This window comes from Ornithinibacillus caprae (genome assembly GCF_009728145.1).
In the GTDB taxonomy this organism is placed as follows: Bacteria; Bacillota; Bacilli; order Bacillales; family Amphibacillaceae; genus Ornithinibacillus; species Ornithinibacillus caprae.
Window position 1 is genome coordinate 1 of the sequence record NZ_WOCA01000008.1, and the last position, 24,402, is coordinate 24,402.

24 protein-coding genes are annotated in these 24,402 nt (G+C 37.0%); 12 read left to right on the top strand and 12 right to left on the bottom strand.

Going from position 1 to position 24,402, the window contains the following annotated elements:
- Window positions 1–196, top strand: a 196-nt coding sequence (locus GMD78_RS21480; protein WP_215907223.1) for a hypothetical protein, incomplete at its 5' end; no start/stop codon positions are given.
- A 3-nt stretch (window positions 197–199) separates the two neighbouring features.
- Here GMD78_RS21480 and GMD78_RS11365 read toward each other — a convergent pair.
- Window positions 200–1,897 (bottom strand): M3 family oligoendopeptidase, encoded by a 1,698-nt coding sequence (locus GMD78_RS11365; RefSeq protein ID WP_155668937.1) that lies wholly within the window; start codon window positions 1,895–1,897, stop codon window positions 200–202.
- A gap of 132 nt (window positions 1,898–2,029) precedes the next feature.
- On the opposite strand from GMD78_RS11365, the gene GMD78_RS11370 reads away from it, so the two are divergent.
- Together GMD78_RS11370 and GMD78_RS11375 are read left to right on the top strand one after the other, a co-directional pair.
- Window positions 2,030–2,257 carry a DUF2164 domain-containing protein gene (locus tag GMD78_RS11370; protein WP_155668938.1) on the top strand — a complete coding sequence of 76 codons (228 nt, stop codon included), beginning with the start codon at window positions 2,030–2,032 and terminating at the stop codon, window positions 2,255–2,257.
- Window positions 2,258–2,275: 18 nt separating this feature from the next.
- A complete protein-coding gene (locus tag GMD78_RS11375) occupies window positions 2,276–2,467 on the top strand; it encodes a YwbE family protein (RefSeq protein WP_155668939.1) in 192 nt (63 codons plus the stop codon).
- A gap of 473 nt (window positions 2,468–2,940) precedes the next feature.
- On the opposite strand, the gene GMD78_RS11380 is transcribed toward GMD78_RS11375, so the two are convergent.
- Window positions 2,941–3,087, bottom strand: coding sequence for a hypothetical protein (locus GMD78_RS11380; RefSeq protein WP_196493787.1), 147 nt, complete (start codon window positions 3,085–3,087; stop codon window positions 2,941–2,943).
- A gap of 62 nt (window positions 3,088–3,149) precedes the next feature.
- On the bottom strand, window positions 3,150–3,278 hold the full coding sequence (locus tag GMD78_RS21745; RefSeq protein ID WP_281349701.1) for a hypothetical protein: 129 nt from the start codon (window positions 3,276–3,278) through the stop codon (window positions 3,150–3,152).
- A gap of 188 nt (window positions 3,279–3,466) precedes the next feature.
- Here GMD78_RS21745 and GMD78_RS11385 point away from each other — a divergent pair, with 188 nt between their 5' ends.
- The 3 genes from GMD78_RS11385 to GMD78_RS11395 all read left to right on the top strand — a co-directional run bounded on the left by GMD78_RS11385 (window position 3,467) and on the right by GMD78_RS11395 (window position 6,778).
- Entirely contained in the window at window positions 3,467–4,765 is a 1,299-nt protein-coding gene (locus GMD78_RS11385; protein ID WP_155669041.1) for an ABC transporter substrate-binding protein, read from the top strand.
- A gap of 251 nt (window positions 4,766–5,016) precedes the next feature.
- Window positions 5,017–5,910: a carbohydrate ABC transporter permease gene (locus GMD78_RS11390; protein ID WP_155669042.1), complete on the top strand. Its 894-nt coding sequence runs from the start codon at window positions 5,017–5,019 to the stop codon at window positions 5,908–5,910.
- Window positions 5,911–5,935: 25 nt separating this feature from the next.
- Window positions 5,936–6,778, top strand: coding sequence for a carbohydrate ABC transporter permease (locus GMD78_RS11395; RefSeq protein WP_343042267.1), 843 nt, complete (start codon window positions 5,936–5,938; stop codon window positions 6,776–6,778).
- Window positions 6,779–6,855: 77 nt separating this feature from the next.
- Here the strand turns inward: GMD78_RS11395 and GMD78_RS11400 are convergent, their stop codons facing one another.
- The 4 genes from GMD78_RS11400 to GMD78_RS11415 form a co-directional block, all read right to left on the bottom strand.
- Window positions 6,856–8,118, bottom strand: coding sequence for an exo-beta-N-acetylmuramidase NamZ family protein (locus tag GMD78_RS11400; RefSeq protein ID WP_155668941.1), 1,263 nt, complete (start codon window positions 8,116–8,118; stop codon window positions 6,856–6,858).
- A 24-nt stretch (window positions 8,119–8,142) separates the two neighbouring features.
- Window positions 8,143–10,233: a glycoside hydrolase family 3 protein gene (locus GMD78_RS11405; protein WP_155668942.1), complete on the bottom strand. Its 2,091-nt coding sequence runs from the start codon at window positions 10,231–10,233 to the stop codon at window positions 8,143–8,145.
- 94 nt (window positions 10,234–10,327) lie between these two features.
- The gene (locus GMD78_RS11410; protein WP_155668943.1) at window positions 10,328–12,022 is read right to left on the bottom strand and encodes a serine hydrolase domain-containing protein; all 1,695 of its coding nucleotides are present in this window, start codon (window positions 12,020–12,022) and stop codon (window positions 10,328–10,330) included.
- Between the two features lie 361 nt (window positions 12,023–12,383).
- Window positions 12,384–13,583 (bottom strand): dicarboxylate/amino acid:cation symporter, encoded by a 1,200-nt coding sequence (locus GMD78_RS11415; RefSeq protein ID WP_155668944.1) that lies wholly within the window; start codon window positions 13,581–13,583, stop codon window positions 12,384–12,386.
- 251 nt (window positions 13,584–13,834) lie between these two features.
- Between GMD78_RS11415 and GMD78_RS11420 the strand changes: the two genes are divergently transcribed.
- Window positions 13,835–14,125: a hypothetical protein gene (locus GMD78_RS11420; protein ID WP_155668945.1), complete on the top strand. Its 291-nt coding sequence runs from the start codon at window positions 13,835–13,837 to the stop codon at window positions 14,123–14,125.
- Window positions 14,126–14,147: 22 nt separating this feature from the next.
- On the opposite strand, the gene GMD78_RS11425 is transcribed toward GMD78_RS11420, so the two are convergent.
- The 5 genes from GMD78_RS11425 to GMD78_RS11445 form a co-directional block, all read right to left on the bottom strand.
- Complete coding sequence (locus GMD78_RS11425) at window positions 14,148–15,005, bottom strand: CvfB family protein (protein ID WP_155668946.1); 858 nt, start codon at window positions 15,003–15,005, stop codon at window positions 14,148–14,150.
- A 575-nt stretch (window positions 15,006–15,580) separates the two neighbouring features.
- On the bottom strand, window positions 15,581–16,240 hold the full coding sequence (locus GMD78_RS11430) for an ABC-2 transporter permease (protein ID WP_155668947.1): 660 nt from the start codon (window positions 16,238–16,240) through the stop codon (window positions 15,581–15,583).
- A gap of 13 nt (window positions 16,241–16,253) precedes the next feature.
- Window positions 16,254–16,892: an ABC-2 transporter permease gene (locus tag GMD78_RS11435; protein WP_155668948.1), complete on the bottom strand. Its 639-nt coding sequence runs from the start codon at window positions 16,890–16,892 to the stop codon at window positions 16,254–16,256.
- Window positions 16,855–17,748 carry an ABC transporter ATP-binding protein gene (locus GMD78_RS11440; protein WP_155668949.1) on the bottom strand — a complete coding sequence of 298 codons (894 nt, stop codon included), beginning with the start codon at window positions 17,746–17,748 and terminating at the stop codon, window positions 16,855–16,857. Before GMD78_RS11440 ends, GMD78_RS11435 begins: the two co-directional genes overlap by 38 nt.
- Before the next feature lies 1 nt (window position 17,749).
- Complete coding sequence (locus GMD78_RS11445) at window positions 17,750–18,127, bottom strand: GntR family transcriptional regulator (RefSeq protein ID WP_155668950.1); 378 nt, start codon at window positions 18,125–18,127, stop codon at window positions 17,750–17,752.
- 203 nt (window positions 18,128–18,330) lie between these two features.
- On the opposite strand from GMD78_RS11445, the gene GMD78_RS11450 reads away from it, so the two are divergent.
- From GMD78_RS11450 to hpaB, 5 genes are all read left to right on the top strand, one after another.
- Entirely contained in the window at window positions 18,331–19,227 is an 897-nt protein-coding gene (locus tag GMD78_RS11450; RefSeq protein ID WP_155668951.1) for an AEC family transporter, read from the top strand.
- 60 nt (window positions 19,228–19,287) lie between these two features.
- Entirely contained in the window at window positions 19,288–19,956 is a 669-nt protein-coding gene (locus GMD78_RS11455) for a GntR family transcriptional regulator (protein ID WP_155668952.1), read from the top strand.
- A 418-nt stretch (window positions 19,957–20,374) separates the two neighbouring features.
- Window positions 20,375–21,298: a 2,4-dihydroxyhept-2-ene-1,7-dioic acid aldolase gene (gene hpaI / locus GMD78_RS11460; RefSeq protein ID WP_155668953.1), complete on the top strand. Its 924-nt coding sequence runs from the start codon at window positions 20,375–20,377 to the stop codon at window positions 21,296–21,298.
- 24 nt (window positions 21,299–21,322) lie between these two features.
- The gene (gene hpaE / locus GMD78_RS11465; RefSeq protein ID WP_155668954.1) at window positions 21,323–22,816 is read left to right on the top strand and encodes a 5-carboxymethyl-2-hydroxymuconate semialdehyde dehydrogenase; all 1,494 of its coding nucleotides are present in this window, start codon (window positions 21,323–21,325) and stop codon (window positions 22,814–22,816) included.
- 14 nt (window positions 22,817–22,830) lie between these two features.
- Window positions 22,831–24,291 carry a 4-hydroxyphenylacetate 3-monooxygenase, oxygenase component gene (gene hpaB, locus GMD78_RS11470; protein WP_155668955.1) on the top strand — a complete coding sequence of 487 codons (1,461 nt, stop codon included), beginning with the start codon at window positions 22,831–22,833 and terminating at the stop codon, window positions 24,289–24,291.
- Window positions 24,292–24,402 lie beyond the last annotated feature (111 nt).

The window sequence follows — 24,402 nt, forward strand, 5'->3', positions numbered from 1 at the left end:
TCACAGCAGCGTGCCAGAACATGAAGAAGATTGCCACACACCTAGCAAAGCTAGGCTAGGTGTGTGGGAGTTTATTTTCATTAAAAATTTCTTACTTAATGAAATAGTTATGACAGAATTAAAAAAGCTTGTAGAGAAAAAACACCTACTTTCTCTACAAGCTGACAACCGCACATTACATTGTGCGGTTGCTTAACATTTATAGTGCTTGGTCATCAACGGAATCAAGCCATTTTTCTATTTCATCAACAACAGATTCCACTGTCCCTTCTTCAAAAGGAGAGCGTAAGTTTGCTGCCTCTACTAGTCCTAAGAACGGTTTAGAACCACCTAATTTGCATAGGTTTAAGTAATCATTCCATGCTTTTTCACGATCTTCACGTGATCTTTTCCAAAATTGGAAGGCACAAATTTGTGCTAATGTGTAATCGATATAATAGAATGGTACTTCATAAATATGTCCTTGGCGTTGCCAAACTGCACCTGATTGCCAGTAAGGAATGTCTTCATAATCACGATGCGGTAAATACGTTTCCTCTAGTTTCTGCCATGCTTCTTTACGTTCCTCAGGTGACCAATCCGGATTTTCGTACACCAAGTGTTGGAATTCATCAACTGCAACACCATAAGGCAAGAAGCTTAATCCACTTGCTAAGTGGGAGTATTTATATTTGTCCGTATCTTCTTTAAAGAATAATTCCATCCATGGCCAAGTAAAGAATTCCATACTCATAGAGTGTATTTCAGCTGACTCGTGTGTAGGGAAAACATATTCAGGAATTCCGATATTACGACTAGAATAAGCTTGGAATGCATGGCCAGCTTCATGTGTTAAAACATCAACATCATCTGATGTTCCATTAAAGTTAGCGAAGATAAATGGTGATTCATAATCCTCAATAAATGTACAATAACCACCTGCTTCTTTTCCTTTTTTGGCTTCTAGATCCATTAAGTTACGGTCAAGCATGAAATGGAAGAATTCATTCGTTTCATCGGAAAGTTCTTCATACATTTTCTTCCCATTGTCGATAATCCACTCTGGGCTACCTTTTGGTGTTGGGTTACCACTTTTAAATTCGAAATTTTCATCATAGAATTTTAATGAATCAACACCAATACGCTTTGCCTGTTTCTCATATAGTTTCGAAACAAGTGGTACAATGTAATCACGAACTTGCTTGCGGAATACATTAACCATTTCTGCATTATAATCGATACGTAGCATACGTACATATCCTAATTCAACAAAGTTTTTGTAACCTAGTTTTGTAGCAATTTCATGGCGTACCTTAACTAATTGATCGTAAATATCATCAAATTTATCCGCATTTTCCTCAAAAAATCCTGAACTTTTTTGAATAGCTTGTTTACGAACGTTGCGATCTTTGTCTTGGGTGAATGGTCCAAGTTGAGCTAGCGTGTACGTTTTTCCTTTGAACTCTACCTCTGCAGAAGCTACAAGCTTAGAGTATTCAGATGTAAGTTTATTTTCTTTTTGTAGTAAGCTGATTACTTCTGGAGAAAAAGCTTTAATTTGATAGTCTGCTAGACTAAATAATTGAGATCCCCATTTTTTCTCTAATTGATCACGGAAAGGTGTTTTAACTAATTCCTTATAGAATTCCGTGTAAAGCTCTTGTAACTCAGGGCTTTTTTCATCCCAAAAGTCGCGTTCCTTTTGATAAAAATCATCATTCGTATTAATAGACGCTCGTACATAGACTAGATTAAATAATGTTGACAGGCGATTACGAAATGCATTGATTTTTTCAATGGCTTTATTTTGGTCTTCTTCTGTAGTCGCTTCAGAAAAAGCCGTTAGTAAGCCACGGAATGTTTGTTTTTCATTTTCTAAATCTGGTCGTTCATATTTATAATCTTCAAATTTGAGCATATGTACCCTCCTTCTATAATCTAAGTATACGACATTTTTTGCCAAATTCCTGTTTGAAAGATTAAATTATTTTCAATTATAGATTGAATAATCTTGTTATAATAAGATTAACAATGAAAAAGGATGGTATGAATGAAGCCAAGGTTTGAATTTACAAAAGAGCAAAAAGATGAAATGGTTCAAATGATACAAGTATATTATCTGGAAGAACGAAACGAGGAAATTGGTAATTTAGCAGCAATGTTACTATTGGAGTTTTTCATGGAAAAACTAGCACCAATTTTTTACAATCAAGGTGTAGAAGATAGTCATCAATACATATCACAAAAGCTCGACGATTTATTTGAAATACAAAAATAACCAAGAGGAGTCACAAACATGGACGGCAGATATCGTAAAAACATTCAACCAGGATTAGAAGTAGACATCGTACTAAAAAAAGACCAAAGAACAGGTCAAACAACATCTGGTGTTGTAAAAGATTTGCTGACTAATTCAGCGTTTCATCCACATGGAATTAAAGTCCGATTGGAAAATGGACAGGTTGGAAGGGTAAAGCAAATTAAATAAAATAATAAAGAGGGGGAGGAGTATAGGAGTATGAGTGGGTTTTTTAAGAGAATTTTTGGAAAGGAAGAGCAATAAACTTTAAGAACAGACATAAACAAGCAAACCACCTTTTCGGGTGGTTTGTGGTTTAACCATAACAGTTACAATCATAAAGGTTGTCTTCATAAACATATCCAGAGTCATCTACATTCCTTTTGTATCTGACCATTATTATCTTCTCCAATCTGTCTACAAAAAAACTAGAATCACAAAAGTAAAAAGTATGTATGTGATTCGGATCGTCGCAAATAGGATACATACGCATTCACCTCCTGTAAATCTATTTATTTAATCAAGGGTATATTAAAACCTATATTAATCAGTGGTGTAAGCAATATAATTTTTCGAAAAAATAATCATTGGAAACCATTAAAAGCACTTTATATCCTTGATATATTAATTTTAAGATAGCTGATGTTGAAACATATATACTTTTAAGATAGTATCAATTCCTGACCTTGTTCAATGTTTTCCTCAGAACCTTCAACAGCATTAAAATTCCACCATTTCCACCTGCCATAGCAGTCTGTATTTGGTGGGCATTTGGAAGCATCAAATCTTTCACTTGGTACCAGTTCCAACGTAGAAAAGTCTTCCACCATTCTTCAATGCTTGATAAATGTGCTCTATTGCAATGTCTACTTTAGGCAACACTTTTTCTACTGCTGTATGCCACTTTTCGGTCTTCTTCGTTAATTGTAATAATTTCCATATTAGACATTTTATCCACGTTCATACTATTTTCGTTTCGTTTTTCCGTAACTACGTTCATAACTCCATTAGCATGCTATTCTCCTTACCTTCAGGATGTATGTACCGCTTTAATAGATTTATAGTTTAATTTATAAAAGATATTAACATGAACTATTAACGGGTTTCATATATATTAATTAAAATACAAAGGGGGAAAATAGGTTGAAGAATTTATTTAAAAGTCGTTTACTGTTTTTGACCGTGGCTATGTTAATGCTAGCATTAGTTGTAGCTTGTTCATCAGATGACGATAATTCAGATGATAAAGCTTCAAACGACAGCGGAAGCAGTGATGGTGAAATTTCAGGTGATCTTGAAATTCAATATTTCGTAGGTGGATATGGTGATTCTTGGTGGAAAGAAGTAATTGCAGATTTCCAGGAGGAATATCCTGATGTAAATATTATTGAACATGCTGGTCCAAATATTAACGAAGAAATGCGTTCTCGTTGGGTCTCCAATGATCCACCTGATGTAGTATACATTGATGGCGCTGGATCAAGTGAAACACAAATGGTAGAAGATGGACAGCTAATGAACCTGACTGAGTGGGTTGAAGGTATTGAACTAGATAATGGTGATAAATTAGTAGACAGCTTCATCGTTGAACCTGGTAAATTTGATGGGGAAATTTTTTCACTACCATTAGTATTTGATACGTGGGGAACTTGGTATAACAAAAATCTAGTAGGCGATGGTGGCTATGAGGTACCTACAGATTTTGAAAGCTTTATGAGTTCAATGGAAGCAATCAAAGATGGAGAAGGTATTGATCCATTTGTAACCACTGGTCAACATCCATACTATTTCCTTCGTGGAATGCTTTATCCTGCATTTGGAGCAGCTGGTGGCAATGAGTTACTTGCTGATTTAATTACAGGACAAGAAGGAGCTTGGACTAGTGATACAGTTCTTGACATTATGAAGCGAGTAGAAAGAATGCAGAAAGAAGGTATGATTGATTCTGGTGTTGGTGCATTAAACCATACGCAATCACAAATGAACTTCCTATTAGGTGATAATGCATTTATTCCGGTAGGTTTCTGGTTACCTAATGAAATGGCAAATGATATTCCTGAAGATTTCGAGTTTGGTTTCATTCCATCTCCTATGCAAGCAGAAGGTGAACCATATGCTATCGTTCCAGATTTACGTCCATTAGCAATTGCTGAAGAGGCTGAAAATCCTGAAGCGGCAAAAGCATTTGTTGAATTTGCATTCACTAGAGAATATGCAATGTCTTTCTCTGAGCACACAGGAGCAATAATGAACATCACTGGTGTGGATTTAACTGAAAATGATAATGTTCCTGGATATTTAACAGAAGCAAATGCAATGATTAATGATCCAGAACAGGTACAAATTTATGAAAAACCACATCCGATGAGTGCTGATTTAGAAACACCAATTAGTGATGCGTTAATTTCCTTAATGCTTGGTAACATGACTGCTGAAGAATTTGTTGAAGAAGCAGAAAAAGCTGCAGCCCAATATCGTGGAGAGTAATAAAGAATATTAAATGTAGGTATGGAATGTAAAGGTGTTTTACGCCTCCTTTATGTTCCATACAATTTATCCCGCATATAACGGGCAGTATGACCCCAACTTCAAACCTACGAGTCGAAATCAAGGAGGTTAAGTGGGGAGCAACTGTCCGTAATTGTCCGATTCGTTCATCTAACAATCAATGGGGGATGAAGAAGCCCCCCACTGATTATAAAGGTTCACTTTATTTAAAGAAAAGAAAGAGTGATTGGATGGTACAGTCTAAAAAACAAAAATATATGTTTCTGGCCTTTTGTTTAATTCCAACCTTTATAATGTTTGCTATTTTTACCCTTTATCCATTGTTTAGTGGTTTGTACTATTCCTTTTTTGATTGGTCCGGATCATCACAGAATAAAGAGTTCGTTGGGCTTAGTAACTACATAAAATTAATTAGTGATGAGATTATTCCCAGAACAATTATCCATGATTATTTCCTTGTTGTAACAAAAGTTATTGGTATTATGATTCTAGCAATGTTCTTTGCTGTTGCCTTAACACAATTACGAATAAAAGAAGCACCATTTTACCGTATTGTTTTTTTCTTCCCTAATATTATGTCTGTCGTTGTTATCGGGATTCTATGGACGTTTATCTATAATCCAAGTTTAGGATTGATTAATTCAGGATTGGAATTTCTAGGTTTGGAAAGCTGGACGAGACCTTGGCTTGGAGATGAAAACTGGGCATTACCAAGTCTGGTTTTACCATCTATATGGGCTGGTATTGGTTTATTCATGCTCATGCTAATGGGTGGTATAGCAAACGTTTCGAAAAGTTATTATGAAGCAGCTGAGATTGACGGGGCAAATGAATGGCAGCAGTTTTGGAAGGTTACCTTACCACTTGTATGGCCACAAATAAAAATTTCCGTCCTTTATATCGTTATTACTACATTAAATGGTTCCTTTATTATTGTCCAAGTTATGACAGGGGGAGGACCAAATAACTCCACACATGTTATGGGTTCCTATCTCTATCAGCAGGCGTTTGTTCAGTATAACTTTGGGTATGGAGCCACAATTGGTGTAATGATTTTAATTATTTCATTAATCACCGTGTTAGTCTTACAGTTCTTTATGCGTAGAGATAAGGTGGAGTATTAATGAAAAATAGAAGGAGGAAATTAACGTGAAACGAAGTGTAGGTGAGATTCTGGGGCGAACTGGAATACGTATTACCCTCATCCTATGGTCGATTGCAGTATTATACCCAATCATCTGGATGTTCATTGGATCGTTTAAATCGAATGCAGAGATTTATGCTAATCCATGGGGGTTTCCAGAATCATTCAACTTTCAAAATTTTGCCACTGCATGGTCGAATTATAATATAGATACTAGTGTTTTTAATAGCTTTATCGTTACGATAGTTGGTGCACTGTTAACATTGGTGCTTGCAATTCCAACTGCATATGCGATTGAACGAATTAAATTTCGTGGCAGCAATTTGTTATTTATGTTATATGTATCCGCGATGATGATTCCTATGGTTCTAGGTTGGATTCCGTTATTTTTCCTACTAGCTGATCTAAATCTACTCGATAATATTTTCGGATTAGCGATTGTTTATGCAGTAAGCCAATTACCATTCAGCATATTTGTTCTGACAAGCTTCATGAGCACAATTCCGAAGTCGTTAGAAGAATCGGCGGCAATGGATGGAATGTCACCTTATGGTGTTTTGTTAAAGATTATTACACCGCTAAGTATGTCAGGAATTATAACAGTAACAATCATGAATGCCATTCAGTTTTGGAATGAATATTTCATGGCATTGATCTTTTTACAGAGTAAAGATAATTATACGCTTGCCCTGGCAATTGATTTTATAAGTAGTGAAGCACAATACACCAATGCTTGGGGAACTTTATTTGCGAGCCTAGTAATTGCGATTGTGCCTGTTATTATCCTTTATGCGATCTTCCAGCAGCGTATTTCTAAGGGAATGGCGGAGGGAGCGATAAAGGGTTAATTGATAGATAGTGATAATAGAAAGCCAAATTTCATAAGAAAGGGGTGTTCCGAATTTGAAACGCCCCTTGTGATTATTTAATATACTAAATAATTCTCACGTACTTCTTTAAAATCTTCTAAATCGCCTTCCCATTGTTCTTTCATGCTTTCTACTGATTCGCCGTTTTCAATTGCTTCTCGGATCCAGCCGTTTCCGATTAAATTATCGAAAAAGGAAATGCCTGAACTGTTTTCAGCACGGAATGCGAAGTCTTCTGGGTACATATCATGAAGTGTTTTTACGATATGAAGGCCAGTCTCCACTGGGTGGAAGGACTGTTTGTGTGTTACATGAAGTTGCACACCATGACTCAATGTACCACTGTGTTTTGAAAATGATGGTGTAAATGATGCTGCTCGGAATGATACTCCAGGAAGATTTAAGTCGTTCATTGCTGCTGCAAATTCAGTGCTATTTACGAATGGTGCTCCAATTAATTCAAACGGTTTAGTTGTTCCACGTCCTTCTGAAAGATTTGTTCCTTCAATTAATGCAGCACCTGGATAAACCATTGCCGTATCAAGTGTTGGCATGTTAGGTGATGGCATCACAAATTCTAATGGGGTATCATCATAATACATGTTACGTTTCCAGCCATTCATTTCTACTACCGTTAAGTCTGCTCCAACTCCAAATTCCTCGTTAAATAATTTTGCCAATTCACCAACCGTCATACCGTGACGAAGCGGAATAGGGTAGTTGCCTACAAAGGATGCATAATCTGGATCAAGTACCGGACCTTCTACTTTAGCACCTCCTAAAGGATTAGGACGGTCAAGAACGATGAATTCAATACCGTTTTCCTGTGCTGCTTCCATCGCATATGCCATCGTGTAAATGTACGTGTAAAATCTCGTACCCACATCTTGAATATCAAATAAAAGCACATCTACATTTTCCAGCATTTCAGGTGTTGGCTTTCTTGTTTGTCCATATAAGCTGTAAACTGGTAATCCAGTTGTTTCATCAATGTAATATTCCACATATTCACCGGCCTGTGCATCACCACGGACACCATGCTCGGGTCCGTATAATGCTGTTAACTCGACATCTGGATCATTGTGCAGGCGGTCAACAATACTATTTAATTCTTTGTCCACTCCAGTCGGATTAGTAATTAGACCAACACGCTGCCCTTCAATTAATTCCTTTTGTTCATCGAGTAAAACTTCCACGCCTAACTGAAAATCCTTATTTTTACCTTTTGCTTTTCCGTTGCTGCTATTATCTGCGAATACTGCTGTTAGGGAACTGAGTACTAATAAGCCTGTCAAAAACATCATCAGTGATTTTTTCATGATTCGTTCACTCCTTTATAGTAGTTAATAGGATAGACCATGACCATATTCAAATAAAACATTTTCACCATCAGCATCAGGTATTGTGACAGGTAAAAGTCCCGATGGATTATTCTCTCCAAACAGTGTTGCTGCTGTAGCTTTAAAGCTGGCATCTCTAAACCCGTATTGAGTTAAATATCCATCAATTTCAGGGAATGCCATAATATCATAAGGATTACGAATCCCTACTCCAACCACAGGTACATCTAATTGTTCAATAAGCTGGTTAACCATTTGCATTTGTGGATTGGTTTCAGAACGTCCATTTACGTTATAGGTATACGTTCCAACTATTACTGCGCTCGCATCCTGTAGCTGTTCTAGCTGATCATCACTTAGTGGACCGGAAGCTCTTATGAGGTCTGTATTTTCATGATAGGAACTAACGGAATTATATAAGCTGTCGATGTAGGTATTACCTACAACAGCTAGTTTGTCTTCGTTACTAAAGTTGAATGGAAGTGCATCCTTATTTTGAATAAGGGTAATGGATTGATTAGCTGCTTCTTCTTCTACTTGTTTATGTGCTTCTGCTCCAACTACTTGCTTAGCATTATCTACAATTTCATCAATAGGGAGTTGCGATTCTGATTTGACAATCCCACGCTCGATTTTTAATGTTAAAATTCGTTCAACTGATTCTTCAATGCGGTTTTCACTTATTTCTTCCGTTTCCACTGCCTCACGTAGACCATCTGCAACTTCTTCCAATCCTACTGGCATTAGGATGATATCTGTTCCTGCTTTTACAGAACGGATGACAGCATCAACAGCTCCAAAATGGTCGGTTATTGCGTTCATATTCAGTGCATCTGTGATAATTACACCGTCATAACCCATTTCTTCACGCATTAAACCTGTCAATACTTTATGAGAAAGGGTTGCTGGTAATGAAATTTCTGAGCCATCTTTTTTCGAAATCACTTTAGTATCATCAATTTTTGGAAATGTTACGTGTGCTGTCATAATCGCATCAATGTTTTCATCCATCACTTGTTGGAATGGATATAGTTCAACCTCCAGTAAGCGTTCCTTATCATGAGGTACTTCTGGTAATCCGAGATGTGAATCAACTGCTGTATCTCCATGGCCAGGGAAGTGTTTTGCTGTTGCGGCTACACCAGTACTTTGCAATCCTTGTGTATACGCAATTCCTAAATCAGCAACTAATTCAGGTGATTCTCCAAATGAGCGGACTCCAATTACCGGATTATCCGGATTGTTATTCACATCTAAAACAGGTCCCAAGTTCATGTTGATACCAAGTGCGTTTAGCTCTTGACCAATCGCTTCACCTACATCATGGGCAATTTCTGTAGAGCGAGTTGCTCCAAGTGCCATATTACCTGGCATGTCTGTTCCTGATTGCAGTCGTGTAACGATACCACCTTCCTGGTCAATTGTCATTAGAAGACCATATTTATCAGCTGCTTCCTGATAGGCAGCTACTAATCTAGCAGTTTGTTCGGTTGTAACAACATTTTCACGGAATAATATGACACCACCAAGATGGTAGTCTTGTATTAGTTGTTCAATCTCAGGCAGCATTTCCGTGACATTTTCACCATCCCAGTTTCTGAAGTCTGGCATTAGCATTTGTCCGATTTTTTCGTTTAGAGTCATTCCTTCGATAGCATTGTTAATGACGTTGTAGCGATCATCCTGTTGCTTTACGATGGTCGGGTTTGAATGCGGTTTGTTGTGCACCGCAATTCGATCTGTAAAAGTTCCGTCTGTAACAGTGATAAAGGAACGGCCATTTTGCTCTGTAAATGTTACGAGACCATTGTTATCAACTGTAGCGACATTTTTGTTTGTCGAGTCCCATGTGATATTTTCCGAAACGGTTTTAAAGTGTCCATCGTTGTAAACATGTAATGCGTTTAAATTTACTTGATTAGCATCTATTGCTGTATTTGCCTGTGGAACATTTTGAAACAGGATTAGATCATCTACATGCTCATCCTCTTCAGTCGCTTCAGATGTGTTATTCGTGAAGTTAAGCGTACTCATGATCAAAGTGAAAATTGCAACTAGCATAAATAGTTTTTTGTTTTTTCGAATAGCTTGCATGTTTCTCCTCCTTTAATCGCAGATAGGGAAGTGTAAAATATTCCTACTGCATACGTGCAACTAAGGCTTGACGATTGGCCCAAGTTTTCCATTCCTAGTAATTACGTTGTACCCATTCATCACTTGAAAGTTCTAGCTCATGTCCTTGAAGCTGAATATTTGTCACATACCAGCCACGACCATTTGTGTACGTATCTGTGTCGTAGCGGAAGCGGATATGTGTTGTACCTGCTGGAATTTGTACTTCTTTAGATTGCCAATCAACACTGTTACCTGTAAAGGAATCAGTAACCGTATTCCAGATCTCCCCGTCACTTGAGACTTCCACATATCCAAAGTCATAGCCATGTTCGATTCGGTACCAAGTCTCAAAGGATAGAGTTGTGTCCTCTTCGATACTTACTTCAGCAGTGAGTGATCGATCTACATGATTTCCGTAGCCTGCAAACCATGCTTCTTCTTTGTTTGGCATAGATACTGGAATAGCATCCGCAACTTGGCGGGCGAATTCGCGTCGTGCCGGGTTGGTGGAAACAGTATCACGAGTTGGATGAACACGATTTGTTAATAAAATTGCAATGGTATCATTACTTTGGTTAACAACAATCGACGTGCCTGTGTAGCCAGTATGTCCAATTGTTGATCCTTCAGATAAGGCATCCATATACCAGTTTTGTCCAAGTTCCCACCCTAACCCATGATCATTTCCAGGGAATTCAGGTATTTGATTTTCTACTAAAAGTTCAATTGTTTCAGGCTGGAGTATTTGTTTACCTCCATAGCGCCCTTCATTAATATACATATGAGCTAATTTAGCAATATCATTTGCCGTGGAGAAAATACCAGCATGGCCCGCAACACCATCAAGAGACCAAGCGTTTTCATCATGAACTTCTCCCCAGACAAGATCTCTGTTCGTCCATGGCTGAAATTCTGTAGCAGCAATCCTTGATTTTAAATTTTCTGGAGGGTTATACATTGTGTCGTTCATTTCCAGTGGTTCTGTGAGGTTTTCATTCACAAATTGATCAAGACGTTTACCTGATAAACGCTCGATAATTGATGCTAATGTAATCATATTTAGATCACTATAGGTATACGTAGATCCAGGAGGGTTATCTAATGGATATTCGAAAACATATTGCAGTCTTTCTTCCCGACTATCACCAATTGTATACAATGGAACCCAAGCTACGAATCCTGAAGTATGCGTCATTAAATGACGAATCGTAACATCCTCTTTTCCATTTTGAGCAAATTCCGGAATATAGTCCGCTACAGGATCATCAAGCTCAATATATCCTTCTTCATAAAGCTTCATTGCAGCAGTAGTAGTAAAAATTTTGCTGAGTGAAGCGACATCGAATATAGTATCTTTACTCATTTCAATAGGTTCGTCAATCTCCGTGCCACTGTCATCTTGATAAAGTACCGCGTGCCCATAAGCTTCATGCTGTACGATATGACCTCTTCTAGCAACGAATGTAACAGCTCCAGGCATTGTCCCATTGCCAATCATTTCTTCCATTACAGAGTCGATGCCCATTAATGGCTCTTCAACCATTCCAGCACCTTTTACAGAACCAGGGTGTAAAACAGGTGAAGATGGGCCGGGTGCGTCCCATGAGAAAACGGGGTGAGGATTTTCTTGTGATTTTTTAAAGTTCCGATTTTCAACTGTGGGGTTCTGTTCTTCTTGTGCTTCTGTAGTCATACCAGGTGATGTTGTGAAAAGTAATGATGTTGATAGTAGTGCTGATAATGTAATATACGATGTTTTTCGATACATTATTTCTCCTCCTACTTTAAGATTCCAAATCTATTAAAACGTTTTCAAACTTATATATTAAACATAGTAGAAAAAAGGTAGGTTCGTAAATGGATCCTAAGTATCAAAAATATTGGGAAATTTCCACAAAGCACTATAATTGTATTGGGTCAATAGTGATAGGGAGGTGCAGCATAAGTGGTTTTCGTTTCGACTCACACCTATTTCCATGGAGTGTGGATCAAGAAGCTTACGAGCATATCTCAGAAGAAAATCAGAACTAATTAGTTCTGATTTTCCATTGATGATACACTTTTATCTAAGCTTCTTCGTTTATCCTACAAATAACGGACAGTATGAGCCCACTGATTTAAGAATCACTTTATGCAGCAGATTGTCGTTTTTTCTCCGAGGCGTCTACAACCGCGCTAGCTGTAGCGTCACCCATAACATTGACAGAGGTGCGCATCATATCGAGAATGCGATCGACACCTGCAATCAATGCAATGCCTTCTAAAGGTAAAATAACAGCAGTTAGAACCATGATTAACATAACCATACCTGCACCAGGCACTCCTGCTGCACCAATGGAAGCAAGTGTAGCAATTAAAGCAACAGTTAAAATTTGAGCAAACGACAGTGACTCACCGAAGTATTGCGCAATAAATACAACAGCAATACCTTGGTACAGTGCTGTTCCATCCATATTAATGGTTGCTCCTAAAGGCAGGACAAAGCTACTTGTTTCCTTGGAAACTCCAAGATTTTCCTGGGTGTTTTTCATTGTTACAGGTAATGTTCCAGAGCTACTACATGTACTAAACGCAACAGTAGCTGCAGGGAAGATTCCTTTAAAAAACTGGATCGGATTAATTTTTCCAAGTGTTTTAACTGCAGTTCCGTAAACAATTGCTACATGAACAATACACGCGACAAGTAATGCTAATATCAATTTTATGAGTGGTAATAAGACGGCTGCTCCGTACTCACCAACAATAGGTGCAAGTAAACCAAAGATACCGATTGGAACTAGCTTCATAATGATGCCAGTAATTTTGTACATGATTTCAGCTAAACCTTCGAAGAATCGTTGAACAGGATTTGCTTTTTCACCAACTAACTTAATACCAATTCCTAAGAAGAGAGCAAAGAAGATAATCTGCAGCATGCTACCTGTAGTTAATGCTTCAATTGGATTGGTGGGAATAATATTCAATAACGTTTCTACAACACCTTGGGTTTCAGCGGAAGGGACAGCTTCTTCATTTAGTGTTACATCAACCCCAGATCCTGGTTGAAATACATAGCCAGCAATTAGTCCAATGGAGATGGCTATGAAACTAGTTACTAAATAATACGATATTGTTTTTCCACCTAAACGACCGAGTTTTTTTACGTCCCCTGCACTGGTTACTCCAACGATAATGGTAGAGAGGACCAATGGTACAATGATAAACATAATAAGACGTAAAAATAGATCCCCAAGCGGTGCAACATGGCTTGCTGAGTCACCAAAGATTAACCCAACAGCTACGGCTAATATAAATGCACCAACAATTTGATAAATAAAACTTTTCTTCATGTAATTCTCCTTTCAAATAATATTATTTAAAAGGAAATTAAAACGCTTTCATTTAAGAGGTGGAAAGAGTTATTAACTTCCCTTTATTGTTAATATTAATATTCTAATAATTACAAATATATTATTTGAGTCAAGATTTTTTTACAAAAATAATAGGATATTAATACGTGATGTTCCATTGACTTCATGATGTTCGACTTGTAGACTGTATTTAATTGTAATATTAAAAATCTTTAGAATGGGGTGAGATAGTGGATTTGGTGCAATCTGTTATCACGATTAGCGCAGTGTTAGCGGCATTAGCAATCGTTTGTGGCTTTTTACTAATCAAGATGTTTCGAAACGCGGCGTATGCTTATTATTTTCCTTGTCTTGTCTTATTTGTGAGTGGATTGGTATTTTTACTTGCTGCATTAGCAATGGGAAAAGTAGAAATCATGGGTGCAGGATTAGGAGGATGGGGAATAGCTTGTTTATTTGCTTCCTTATTCGGATTTTTTGTTACAACGGTAAATGATGTGTATGCACGGGAAGAGGAATAAAAAGAGCGATTTTCTGCTCTTTTTATTCCTTTAGATATGTTTTCCCGTCCCGTTGTTCAATCTTTCCTTCTTTCATTAACTTTCCAAGTGCACGTTTAAAAGCTGCCTTACTTATATTAAATGTACCACGAATATCATCGGGATCACTTTTATCATGAAATGGAATCATGCCACCATTTTCTTTTAAGTGATTTAGAATTTGTTCTGCATCTTCAACCATTCCGTGCTGCTTTAGTGGTCGAAGGGATACATTTAATGTACCATCTTCTTTAACTTCAATTACTCGCCCATGAACAAGCTCCCCAAGTCGTGGTTCTTCTTTACGCTCTGTATGGTGGATAAACCCTCGATAGTTTTCCTCAGTAATAAAGGCTGAACCCTCTTTACTCGTATGATAAATGCGTCCACTAATTTGATTATTAAGCATTTCACTAGGGGCAACCTCATAAATCCTACCTATTACGCCGTCTGTTGCTGGAATAGCAAGTAATCGGCCTTTACGGTCTTTTCCTAATGTTACGTAAAGCTTATCACCATCCTGTGGCCAAACCTTTTCAAGAAGTGGAAGATCATCTTTGGATACTAGGATTTGTTTCGTTGTCCCTATATCGACAAATGCTCCTAGGTTAGGAATGACTTCTACAACATCAGCCCAACCATATTCATCCAGGACAATCGACGGTAGTTTTGTTGTTGCGATCGTGTTTCCTTTTTTATCTTGGTACAAAAATGCCTCTATCGCCTGATCGACTTCCAATTCATGTTCTGTCTCATTATGATGTAATAGAACCTCATGCATGTCTTTTTTTAATACATATCCTGTATCGATTTTTCGGTCAACGACCATCGTTTGAATCGTTCCAATTGGTAATGCTTGCATAATTATCCTTCCTTTATTTATGTATTGGAAAAGGGGCACCCCTTACTAAAAGAGTACCCCTTTTGTTTATAAAGTAACACGTAAGTTTTAATATTATTAAGTCCTGAATAAATCAGGATTGGAAATTCCCTAAATTGCAGCTTCTTGAAAGCTGGGTAACTGTTATCTAATCTTTTTATACTCGGTTAACGCTGGCCGAGCTTTTAGAATTTCACTATCTAACCGCGGTACATGTTCCACCGGATGTTCTCTAACTTAAGCAACGTAAGCCCTACCTGCTCTTACGTCCTTGCGACCCTGTAGTCGCGCCAGTGTGAATAAGCATCAACAAAAACATTGTAGAATGCCAGAACACTTATATGTTACTTTAGTAACTTTACTATAATCTCATGAATACTAAAATTTGTCAAATATGGCTAGTTACGTACTTTTCCTTCCAATACGACTTCATCCTATTACTTGTTATCAAGGATTGTTTTGGAAATTGTGTAAGTAGTATCATATTTAGTATTTCAACAGATGAACTAGCAGCATAATGATAATGAATCCCCTTCATTTTCAGCTCCTAATTGATCTTAATAATCTTTATTTACAAAGATACGTTGAGATAATTTCATAGATAGGAAATAAATACTTATTGAACCTAATGCTAATACAAAAAAGGGGTAAGTTGGTATATATGTTTCCACTAATGGCACAATTCCTTGATCTAAATCATTAAAAAGAATATAGTCATCCATTCCCAAAATATCTATTAATGGGCTGAAAGAGCTATAGAGAATTCCCATATACAAGATAAATATAAGGGTAGATGCAGTTGTGAAAGATTTAAAAAAGTAATAGATAGGTATAAACAAAGCTTTCATCATTAACCCTAGGCAAATTACTGTTAGAATATCGATCCAGTCATAAATATATCTTGGAGTAGAAGATATTGCACCGATAATATTACCAACTAAGAATTGATAAAAAACGACTGAAACCCATAACAAAAATATCCCTAAAAATCTGCTTTGCACAATTTGTTTCTCCAACACTGGTAAACTTTTTATAAATTTGTTCATTTGAGCACGATGATCTAAAAAAAAGATTCCAACTATTAATACGGGCAATATCAATCCGACACTAGTGTAGATGGGTGGAATTGTTATAAAATATGCTATAGGTATTAAAAAAACTGCTGTCGTAAGCGCCGCTTTAGATATTAAAATATCTCGTTTGATTAAACTAATCATGTTTTCTCACCACCTATATAATATCTCTTCTTATAAAAATCCAAGCTGAAAACTTATACGATACAAATAAACATAACATGGAGAACGATCCTAAAATGATAAAAGGTTGGATTTCTATAATCGAATGAACGAAATGTATGATCGCATTATCAAAAGTAATTAATGGATTAAAGGTTATTATCGCTGTAAAAAATGCAACGATAATTACAAGAACCATATATACTGTCATGGCCCTATGAAAGCTTTTTATATAATAAAACAATGGAATGGAAGCTGAAAAAATAATGGAAATTAACGTAAATAGACTAAAGATATTGATTCCCGATAGTGATTCCTTTTCGAGAAAGGGTAATCCAATATGTGCAACATAGTCTATTAACCAAAGGTAGAGTGAAAATCCTCCACTGAGAATTAATAAAAATATATATCTAGTACATACGATTTGATCTCGCTTAATAGGTACACTTACAATGTAACGGTAAACCTCATTTAAACTATCAGAATAAAACATCATTATCATAAAACCGATCATAATCCAAATAGTTATACCGGTTATTTGTACATTCATCCCATATGTAAATGGAATTAGAAGTATAAAAAATAAGATATAGAGCTTAGTTAATTGTAGTTCCTTCCGTAATAGGTGAGCCATAATTTGAATTCTCCTTCCTTGTCATGTAAAACATAATATCTTCCAATGTTGCTTTTTCAATGACAATATCATTGCCAAAGGGTTCAAAAATAGTTGGATCGCCCTCAAATAAAGCTGTAAATCCAACATCGGTTTCATCAACCCCAATGAATAGTTCTTTTGTATCCATGTCAATAATATCTAGCCGGCCTTTAATAACATAATAATTTTCTTTTACATCATCCATACTCTTTTGGAAAAGAATCTTCCCTTTATGGATGAAAATAATATGATCCGCAATTCTGTCAAGATCAGTTGTGATATGTGTCGATAGAAAGATTGTTTGGTTTTCTTTTAGCATCATTTCTTGCAATATATCTAAAAGCTCTCTACGGAACAAAGGATCTAGTCCAGAAGTAGGTTCATCCATAACAATGAATTCTGGCTCATGTGCCAACGCGAACAATAAGGAAACTTTCATTTTCATCCCCTTAGATAATTTCTTGATCTTTTTTCTTAAGGGGAGATCAAATTTCTGAACGTATTTCTGGAATAACTCCTCATTCCAAGTATTATAAAGTGGTGCAATAAAGGACTTCATATTATTAACCGTAAAATCCTCGTACATAAAAAGCTCATCATATACAAAACCAATTTTTTGCTTAACTTTATGATCCTTATGAGAGGTTCCAAACAGCTTTATATCACCTTCATCTACTTGTAAAATATTCATCATCATTTGAATAGTAGTTGTCTTTCCACTACCATTTGGTCCTATAAAACCTGTGACATAACCTTGTGGAATGGTAAGGTTTAAATCTTCTATTGCAAAATCTTTTCTTCGCTTTGTAACATTTAGAAACTCAACTGTATTCATTCTATACATCCCCTTCAAAATAAATATCTAGCAACTCCGTTAACTCGGCCTTGGATAAACCAAGCCGTTTCGCTTCTAAAACGACCTTTTCTAAATCATTTTCAAGCTCTCTTATTTGCCACTCTTTTAATACATGAGGCTGCTGACCGGCTATAAATGTTCCCTTTCCAACTGCTGAAACCAAATACCCCTCTTTCTCTAGATCTTCATATGCACGTTTGGTAGTTATGACACTCACTTTGAGTTCTTTTGCTAACAAACGCATGGACGGGAGGGCATCACCTTCCTTTAATTCTCCAGAAAAAATTTGTTGTTTAATTTGCTCCTTGATCTGTTGGAAAAGAGGCTCTTTGCCACTACTTGAAATAAGAATATTCATTTCGTAACCCCTTATCTAATAATTGTATATATACATTATATACAATATATACATATAGATGTCAAGGGGATGTTTAGAAAATTGTGGACGTAATACAATATAGGCTAAGGGGAAAAATACATAAGTGCTAAGCCACTCTCTCGAAGAAATAAAAGGCATTATGATAGACTAATATATATTATTAAAATATTGGAGATGTCATCATGGGGATATTTTTAAATGTGATTTTACCAATTATAGCTGTGTTTGGTGCTGGATATATATTACAACGAATACGCTTATTAGATGTAAAGTCGATAGCATCAATGTCTATATACATTTTTCTACCGGCATTGGTTTTTACACAATTATACGAAGCAACATTTGATAAGAGTTATACAATATTGCTAGTTTTTGCTTTCTTCTTGCTCATAATGATGATCTTATTAAACAAGATACTAAGACATATCTTTAAATGGTCACAGTCGGTGGAAAGTGCTTCTATACTCACATCAGCATTTATGAATGCAGGAAATTATGGTGTACCAGTTATTCTATTTGCAATAGGGGATGAAGCACTTCCTTACGCAGTCTTTTTTATGGTAATTCAAACCATATTTATGAATGCATTTGGAGTCTATTATGCTTCGAGGGACAAGAGTGGGTATAAGCGGGCACTAATAACTATCTTGAAATTACCAGCAACATATGCTGTGGTTTTCGCCTTTATTCTACAAAACATTGCCTGGGAAATACCAGAATCTGTCTATTCGACCCTTTCCATGCTAGGTGGAGCAGCAATACCAATTATGATGGTTATGTTAGGAATGCAACTTGCCTCGATTACATCGATTAAATTCAATTGGCAAGTAATTATATCTGGACTATCTATTCGAATGATTATTTCACCACTACTAGCTTTTGGTTTTATTCAACTGTTACATGTAGATCCGGTAATTGGTGCAGTAATACTGATTGTAGCAGCAATGCCTAGTGCAGCTACAACGACTATGTATGCCATTGAATTTGATACAGAGCCTGACTTGGTCTCTAGTATTACATTAGTAACTACCTTATTCAGCATCATTTCCGTAACCTTGTTATTGAACGTAATTACTTAACTCAATAAATTTTCAGATAATATTGACATCATATATTATTTTATATATGATAAATTTATTATGAAAAATGAAAACAAACAACAAAAAGTATATCGAGTTTTAAAGGGTAGAATTATAGAACGTGAATATGTACCAGGACAACGAATTGTCATTGACCAAATCGCAAAGGAGATGCAAACAAGTTCCATCCCAGTTCGAGAAGCGATACGACAGCTTGAGGCAGAGCGGTTGATTTTTTACAAACGTAATGTTGGTCCAGTAGTAGCTGAAGTAAATGAATCGGATTACTCGGATACGTTACGTGTCTTAGCGGTATTAGAGGGATATGCTACAGCATTAACTGCAGAGTCTATTACTCCAGAAAAGATCAACCAGCTTAAAGAACAGAACAAACGAATGGAGGAGGCATTAGAGGATTTTGATATCATTCGGTTCAGCAAATTAAATGCAGATTTCCATAAGATGATTTGTGAAGAATGTCCGAATGCTTATTTGTTAGAGTCAATCAGAAACACGTGGAATAGACTTGATGCTATCCGTGGTGCAGGTTCCATGCTTTATTCTTTACGAGTAAAAGAATCCATTCAAGAACATGACCAAATAATTTCCTATCTAGAAACAGGAAGTATAAAAGAACTGGAAATATTAGCGAGAGAGCATAAAATTAGAACAGCCGAAAACTTTGAACAGCGTCGTAAAAATCAACTAGAAACAAATATTTCATCCTAAGAGAGAACTAGAACTGGTTCTCTTTTTTACTGATAGGTTTCATATGCTGCATCAATGTAACGGGCAGTCACCATAAAGACTTTGCGAATGTCAAATTTTTAAAAACAGTCACGTCAATCAAAAGGTAGCTAGATACGAAATACTGAATTATTGACTAGATGTGCTGAATAAATCTCGGAAATACTGAATTAACTGCTTGAAATGCTGAATTATTCCTCGAAATGCTGAATAATCAAAGATAATGCTGAATCTAGAGAATGACGAGTGAGCGCAGGTCCAGACTGTACTTCTATATCTGGGGCGCTTGCGCTGTAGTTCTAAATATAGGAATTTTTCCCCGTTGACATTGTATGTGAAATCATATATGATTTAATTGTTCAGAAAATTTATAGTAATTAAATTAGTTGGAGGGGAAAAAATGGCATATGAAGAGGCGAAGCAGCGATTTAGAGGATCGATCGCTCCGGTAATCACTCCATTTAATGAGGATGAAAGTATCGATTTTGAGAAATTTAAGGAACTAATTAATTGGCAAATTCATAGTGGGAGTCATGGAATATCTGTAACTGGAACATCAGGGGAACCCAGTTCCATGTCTATTGATGAGAGAATTGAAGTAATGGAAACTGCATGTAAAACCGTTAATGGGAGAGTTCCTTTTCTTCCAGGTACTGGTTCTACTAACCACCAAGAAACACTCCGTATGACGAAAGCTGCACAAGAAATGGGAGCTGACGGTGCAATGGTCATTGTCCCATACTACAATAAACCAAACCAACACGCCTTATACAAACATTTCAAAGCAATTGCTGATTCTGTAGACATTCCAATCATTTTATATAACATTCCTGGACGAACTGCAATAAATTTGGAAGCGATTACAATCTCTAGGTTAGCAGAGGATTGTCCGAATATAATCGGTGTAAAGGAATCCAACAAAGATTTTGAACATGTAAATAAAGTCCTCTTACATTGTGGTCGTAATTTTAATCTATATTCAGGTATTGAAGTACTTTGTTATCCAATGCTTGCAATTGGAGGTGCAGGGCATATAAGCGCCACAGCTAATATCGCCCCAAGAGAAGTGGCTGAAATCTATAACAAATGGGAAGCAGGCGATGTAAAGGGTGCGCAAGCTTTGCATTATGAAATGATGCCGTTAAATGATGTCTTATTCCGGGATACAAACCCAGCACCTGCAAAAGCTGCGTTAGGAATGATGGGGAAAGTGAAACCAATATTAAGAAAACCACTGGATGTTCCGTCAGAGGAAATACAGGCTGAAATTCGCGAAACATTAACATCCTATCAATTAATTAAAGAGGATATTAGCGCAAACTAAGATTTCTTATAAGAGGGTGATTATATGGAACATAAACAGGTAGAGAATGTACAGCTCTACATAAATGGGGAATTTTTGAATGCAACTAGCGGAGAACAATTTGAGAACAAAAATCCTTTTACAAATCAAGTTACGAATCTGGTAGCTAAAGGCGATAAGAATGATATTGAAAAAGCAGTAGTCGCAGCAGATGAAGCTTTTCGAAATGGCTCTTGGGGATCGATGAAGCTTAAGGAGCGAATGAAGTATATCGAAAAAATTGCTGACCTGATTGAGGAGGAAGCAGAAGAAATTGCTTATTTAGAGTCACTAGATTCAGGTTTACCTATTAGTCAAACGAGGAAAATGGCTGCCCGTGGAGCAGAAAATTTTCGCTTTTATTCTAGAATGGTGCAAGCAAGAATGCATGGTGATACCTACCAAGTAGATGATGAATTTATGAACTATACCGTTTATCAGCCTTTAGGTGCAGTTGGGCTAATTACACCATGGAATGCCCCATTTATGTTATTAACCTGGAAAGTGGCACCAGCATTAGCAACGGGAAATACGGTTATTTTAAAGCCGGCTGAATTGTCACCATTATCCGCGAATGTATTAGCAACTATTATTCATAAAGCGGAATTACCAAAAGGTGTATTTAACGTAGTTCACGGATTTGGAGAAACAGCCGGTGAAGCACTTGTTAAACATGATAAGGTAAAGGCTATTTCCTTCACTGGGGAAACAACTACTGGTAAGCGGATCTTAAAAAATAGCGCTGATTCGTTAAAGAAGACATCAATGGAACTTGGTGGGAAGTCGCCATTAATTGTTTTTGATGATGCCAATATTGAAGAAGCATTAGATGCAGCAGTTTGGGGCATATTCTCCTTTAATGGTGAGCGTTGTACGGCAAATTCCCGTGTGTTTTTGCATAAAAACGTAAAAGAAAAATTTGTTTCTGCTTTAAAGGAACGCGTTCAGAACATCCAAATTGGAGATCCAATGAATAATTCAACTGAGCTCGGTCCGTTAATTGATCAAGGTCATTTTCAAAAGGTTACTAGTTATATAGAGTTAGCGAAAGAAGAAGGCTGCGAAGTCATCCAAGGTACGGTACCGGATGATTTAGAGGCAGGAAATTTCGTTCCACCAACACTTTTATTAAATGCCAAAAATGATATGAAGGTTTGCCAGGAAGAAATTTTTGGACCAGTCATGGCTGTTATTGAGTTTGAGACAGAAGCAGAAGTAATCGAAATGGCCAATGATGTGGACTATGGTCTTGCAGGATATGTTTGGACAAATGATATCAAGCGGGGACACCGTGTAGCACAGGCAATTGATTCCGGTATGTTATGGGTTAACTCTCAAAATGTTCGAGATTTGCGGATTCCATTTGGTGGGATGAAAGCAAGTGGTATCGGACGCGAAGGTGGACATTTTGCGATCTTTGAATTTTATACCGAACCAAAGGCAATCCATGTAGCCATAGGCGATCATCACATACCACAATTTGGAAAGAAGAAAAATTAAGGAGGGAAAATATCATGCCAGCAAAAACAGGTAAACAGTATATCGAACGATTAAAAGAAGCGAACAATAATGTTTATATTCACGGAGAAAGGGTGGAGGATGTCACCGAACATTCTGCTTTTAAAAATGTGATACGATCCATGGCACATTTATATGATCTACAATACGAAAAGCAAGATAAAATGCTATATACTTCTCCTACTACTGGAAATAAAGTGGGGATGACATTTTTACAACCCAAATCAATAGAGGATTTGATTGCTCGTAGAGAGGCTATTACAGAATGGGCTAGAACTTCTGGCGGTATGATGGGACGCTCCCCAGACTATTTAAATGCAGAAGTGATGGCGATGGGGATGAATAATAGTTTATTTGCAGAAGGTGATCCAAGGTTCGCTGAAAATGCACGTAATTATTATGAATATGCTCGGGAAAATGATATCAGCTTAACCCATACGTTAATCCATCCGCAAGTTAACCGTGCGAAAATGCAGCATCAGCAAAAAGATGCCAATGTTGCTTTGCACTTAGTTGAGGAACGTGAAGATGGAATTATTGTGGATGGTATTCGTTTGCTTGCAACACAAGGTGGAATTACCGATGAAATCCTTGTTTTCCCATCAACCGTGAAAAAGGCTGGTGAGCTAGATGATCCGTATTCGCTAGCATTTGCTATTCCGAATAATACGCCAGGACTAAAATATATTAGTCGTGAATCATTTGATTACGGAAAAAATGATTGGGATCATCCATTAAGTGCACGATTTGAAGAAGGGGATGCTATCGTTTCATTTGAAAATGTGTTTGTACCCTGGGAACGAGTTTTTGTTTGTGGTAACTCATCCGTTTGTAATCGAACCTTCCGTGAAACAAATGCCGTCGTACACATGGCACATCAAGTTGTAGCTAAGAACATCGTAAAAACGGAATTCGTCCTTGGTGTTGCACTTCAGATTATGGATGCTATCGGTATTGACCAATTCCAACATGTAAAAGACAAGGGCACTGAAATTATGCTTACGTTGGAGGCGATGCGTTCTCATCTATATCGCGCCGAGCATAATGCAAAACTCGATAATTCTGGGACAATGACACCTGAATATGAAGCACTAGACGCTGCTCGTAACTGGTATCCACGTATTTATCCTAGACTAACAGAAATTGTTCGTATTATTGGTGCATCTGGTTTAATGGGAATACCAACTCAAGATGATTTCAATCATGATGAGATCGGACCAATAATCCATCGTGGATTACAAGGTAAAAATCTAGAAGGGTATGAGCGTGTACAATTATTCCGTCTAGCATGGGATATGACGATGAGTGCCTTTGGTAGTCGCCAAACGCATTATGAATATTACTTCTTTGGCGACCCAATAAAAATGGGAATGACTTACTTTGATAATTATGATAAAGACGTTTATAAGGATTATGTAGATAACTTTTTGAAGAAGTCTAACGGAGTACGTGTTTAAGGAAGTCGAACAACTTAACCGAAAAGTCGATCGACCCGACCAAAAAGTTGAGCGACCCAACCGAAAAGTTGAGCAACTCAACCAAAAAGTCGATCGACCCGACCAAAAAGT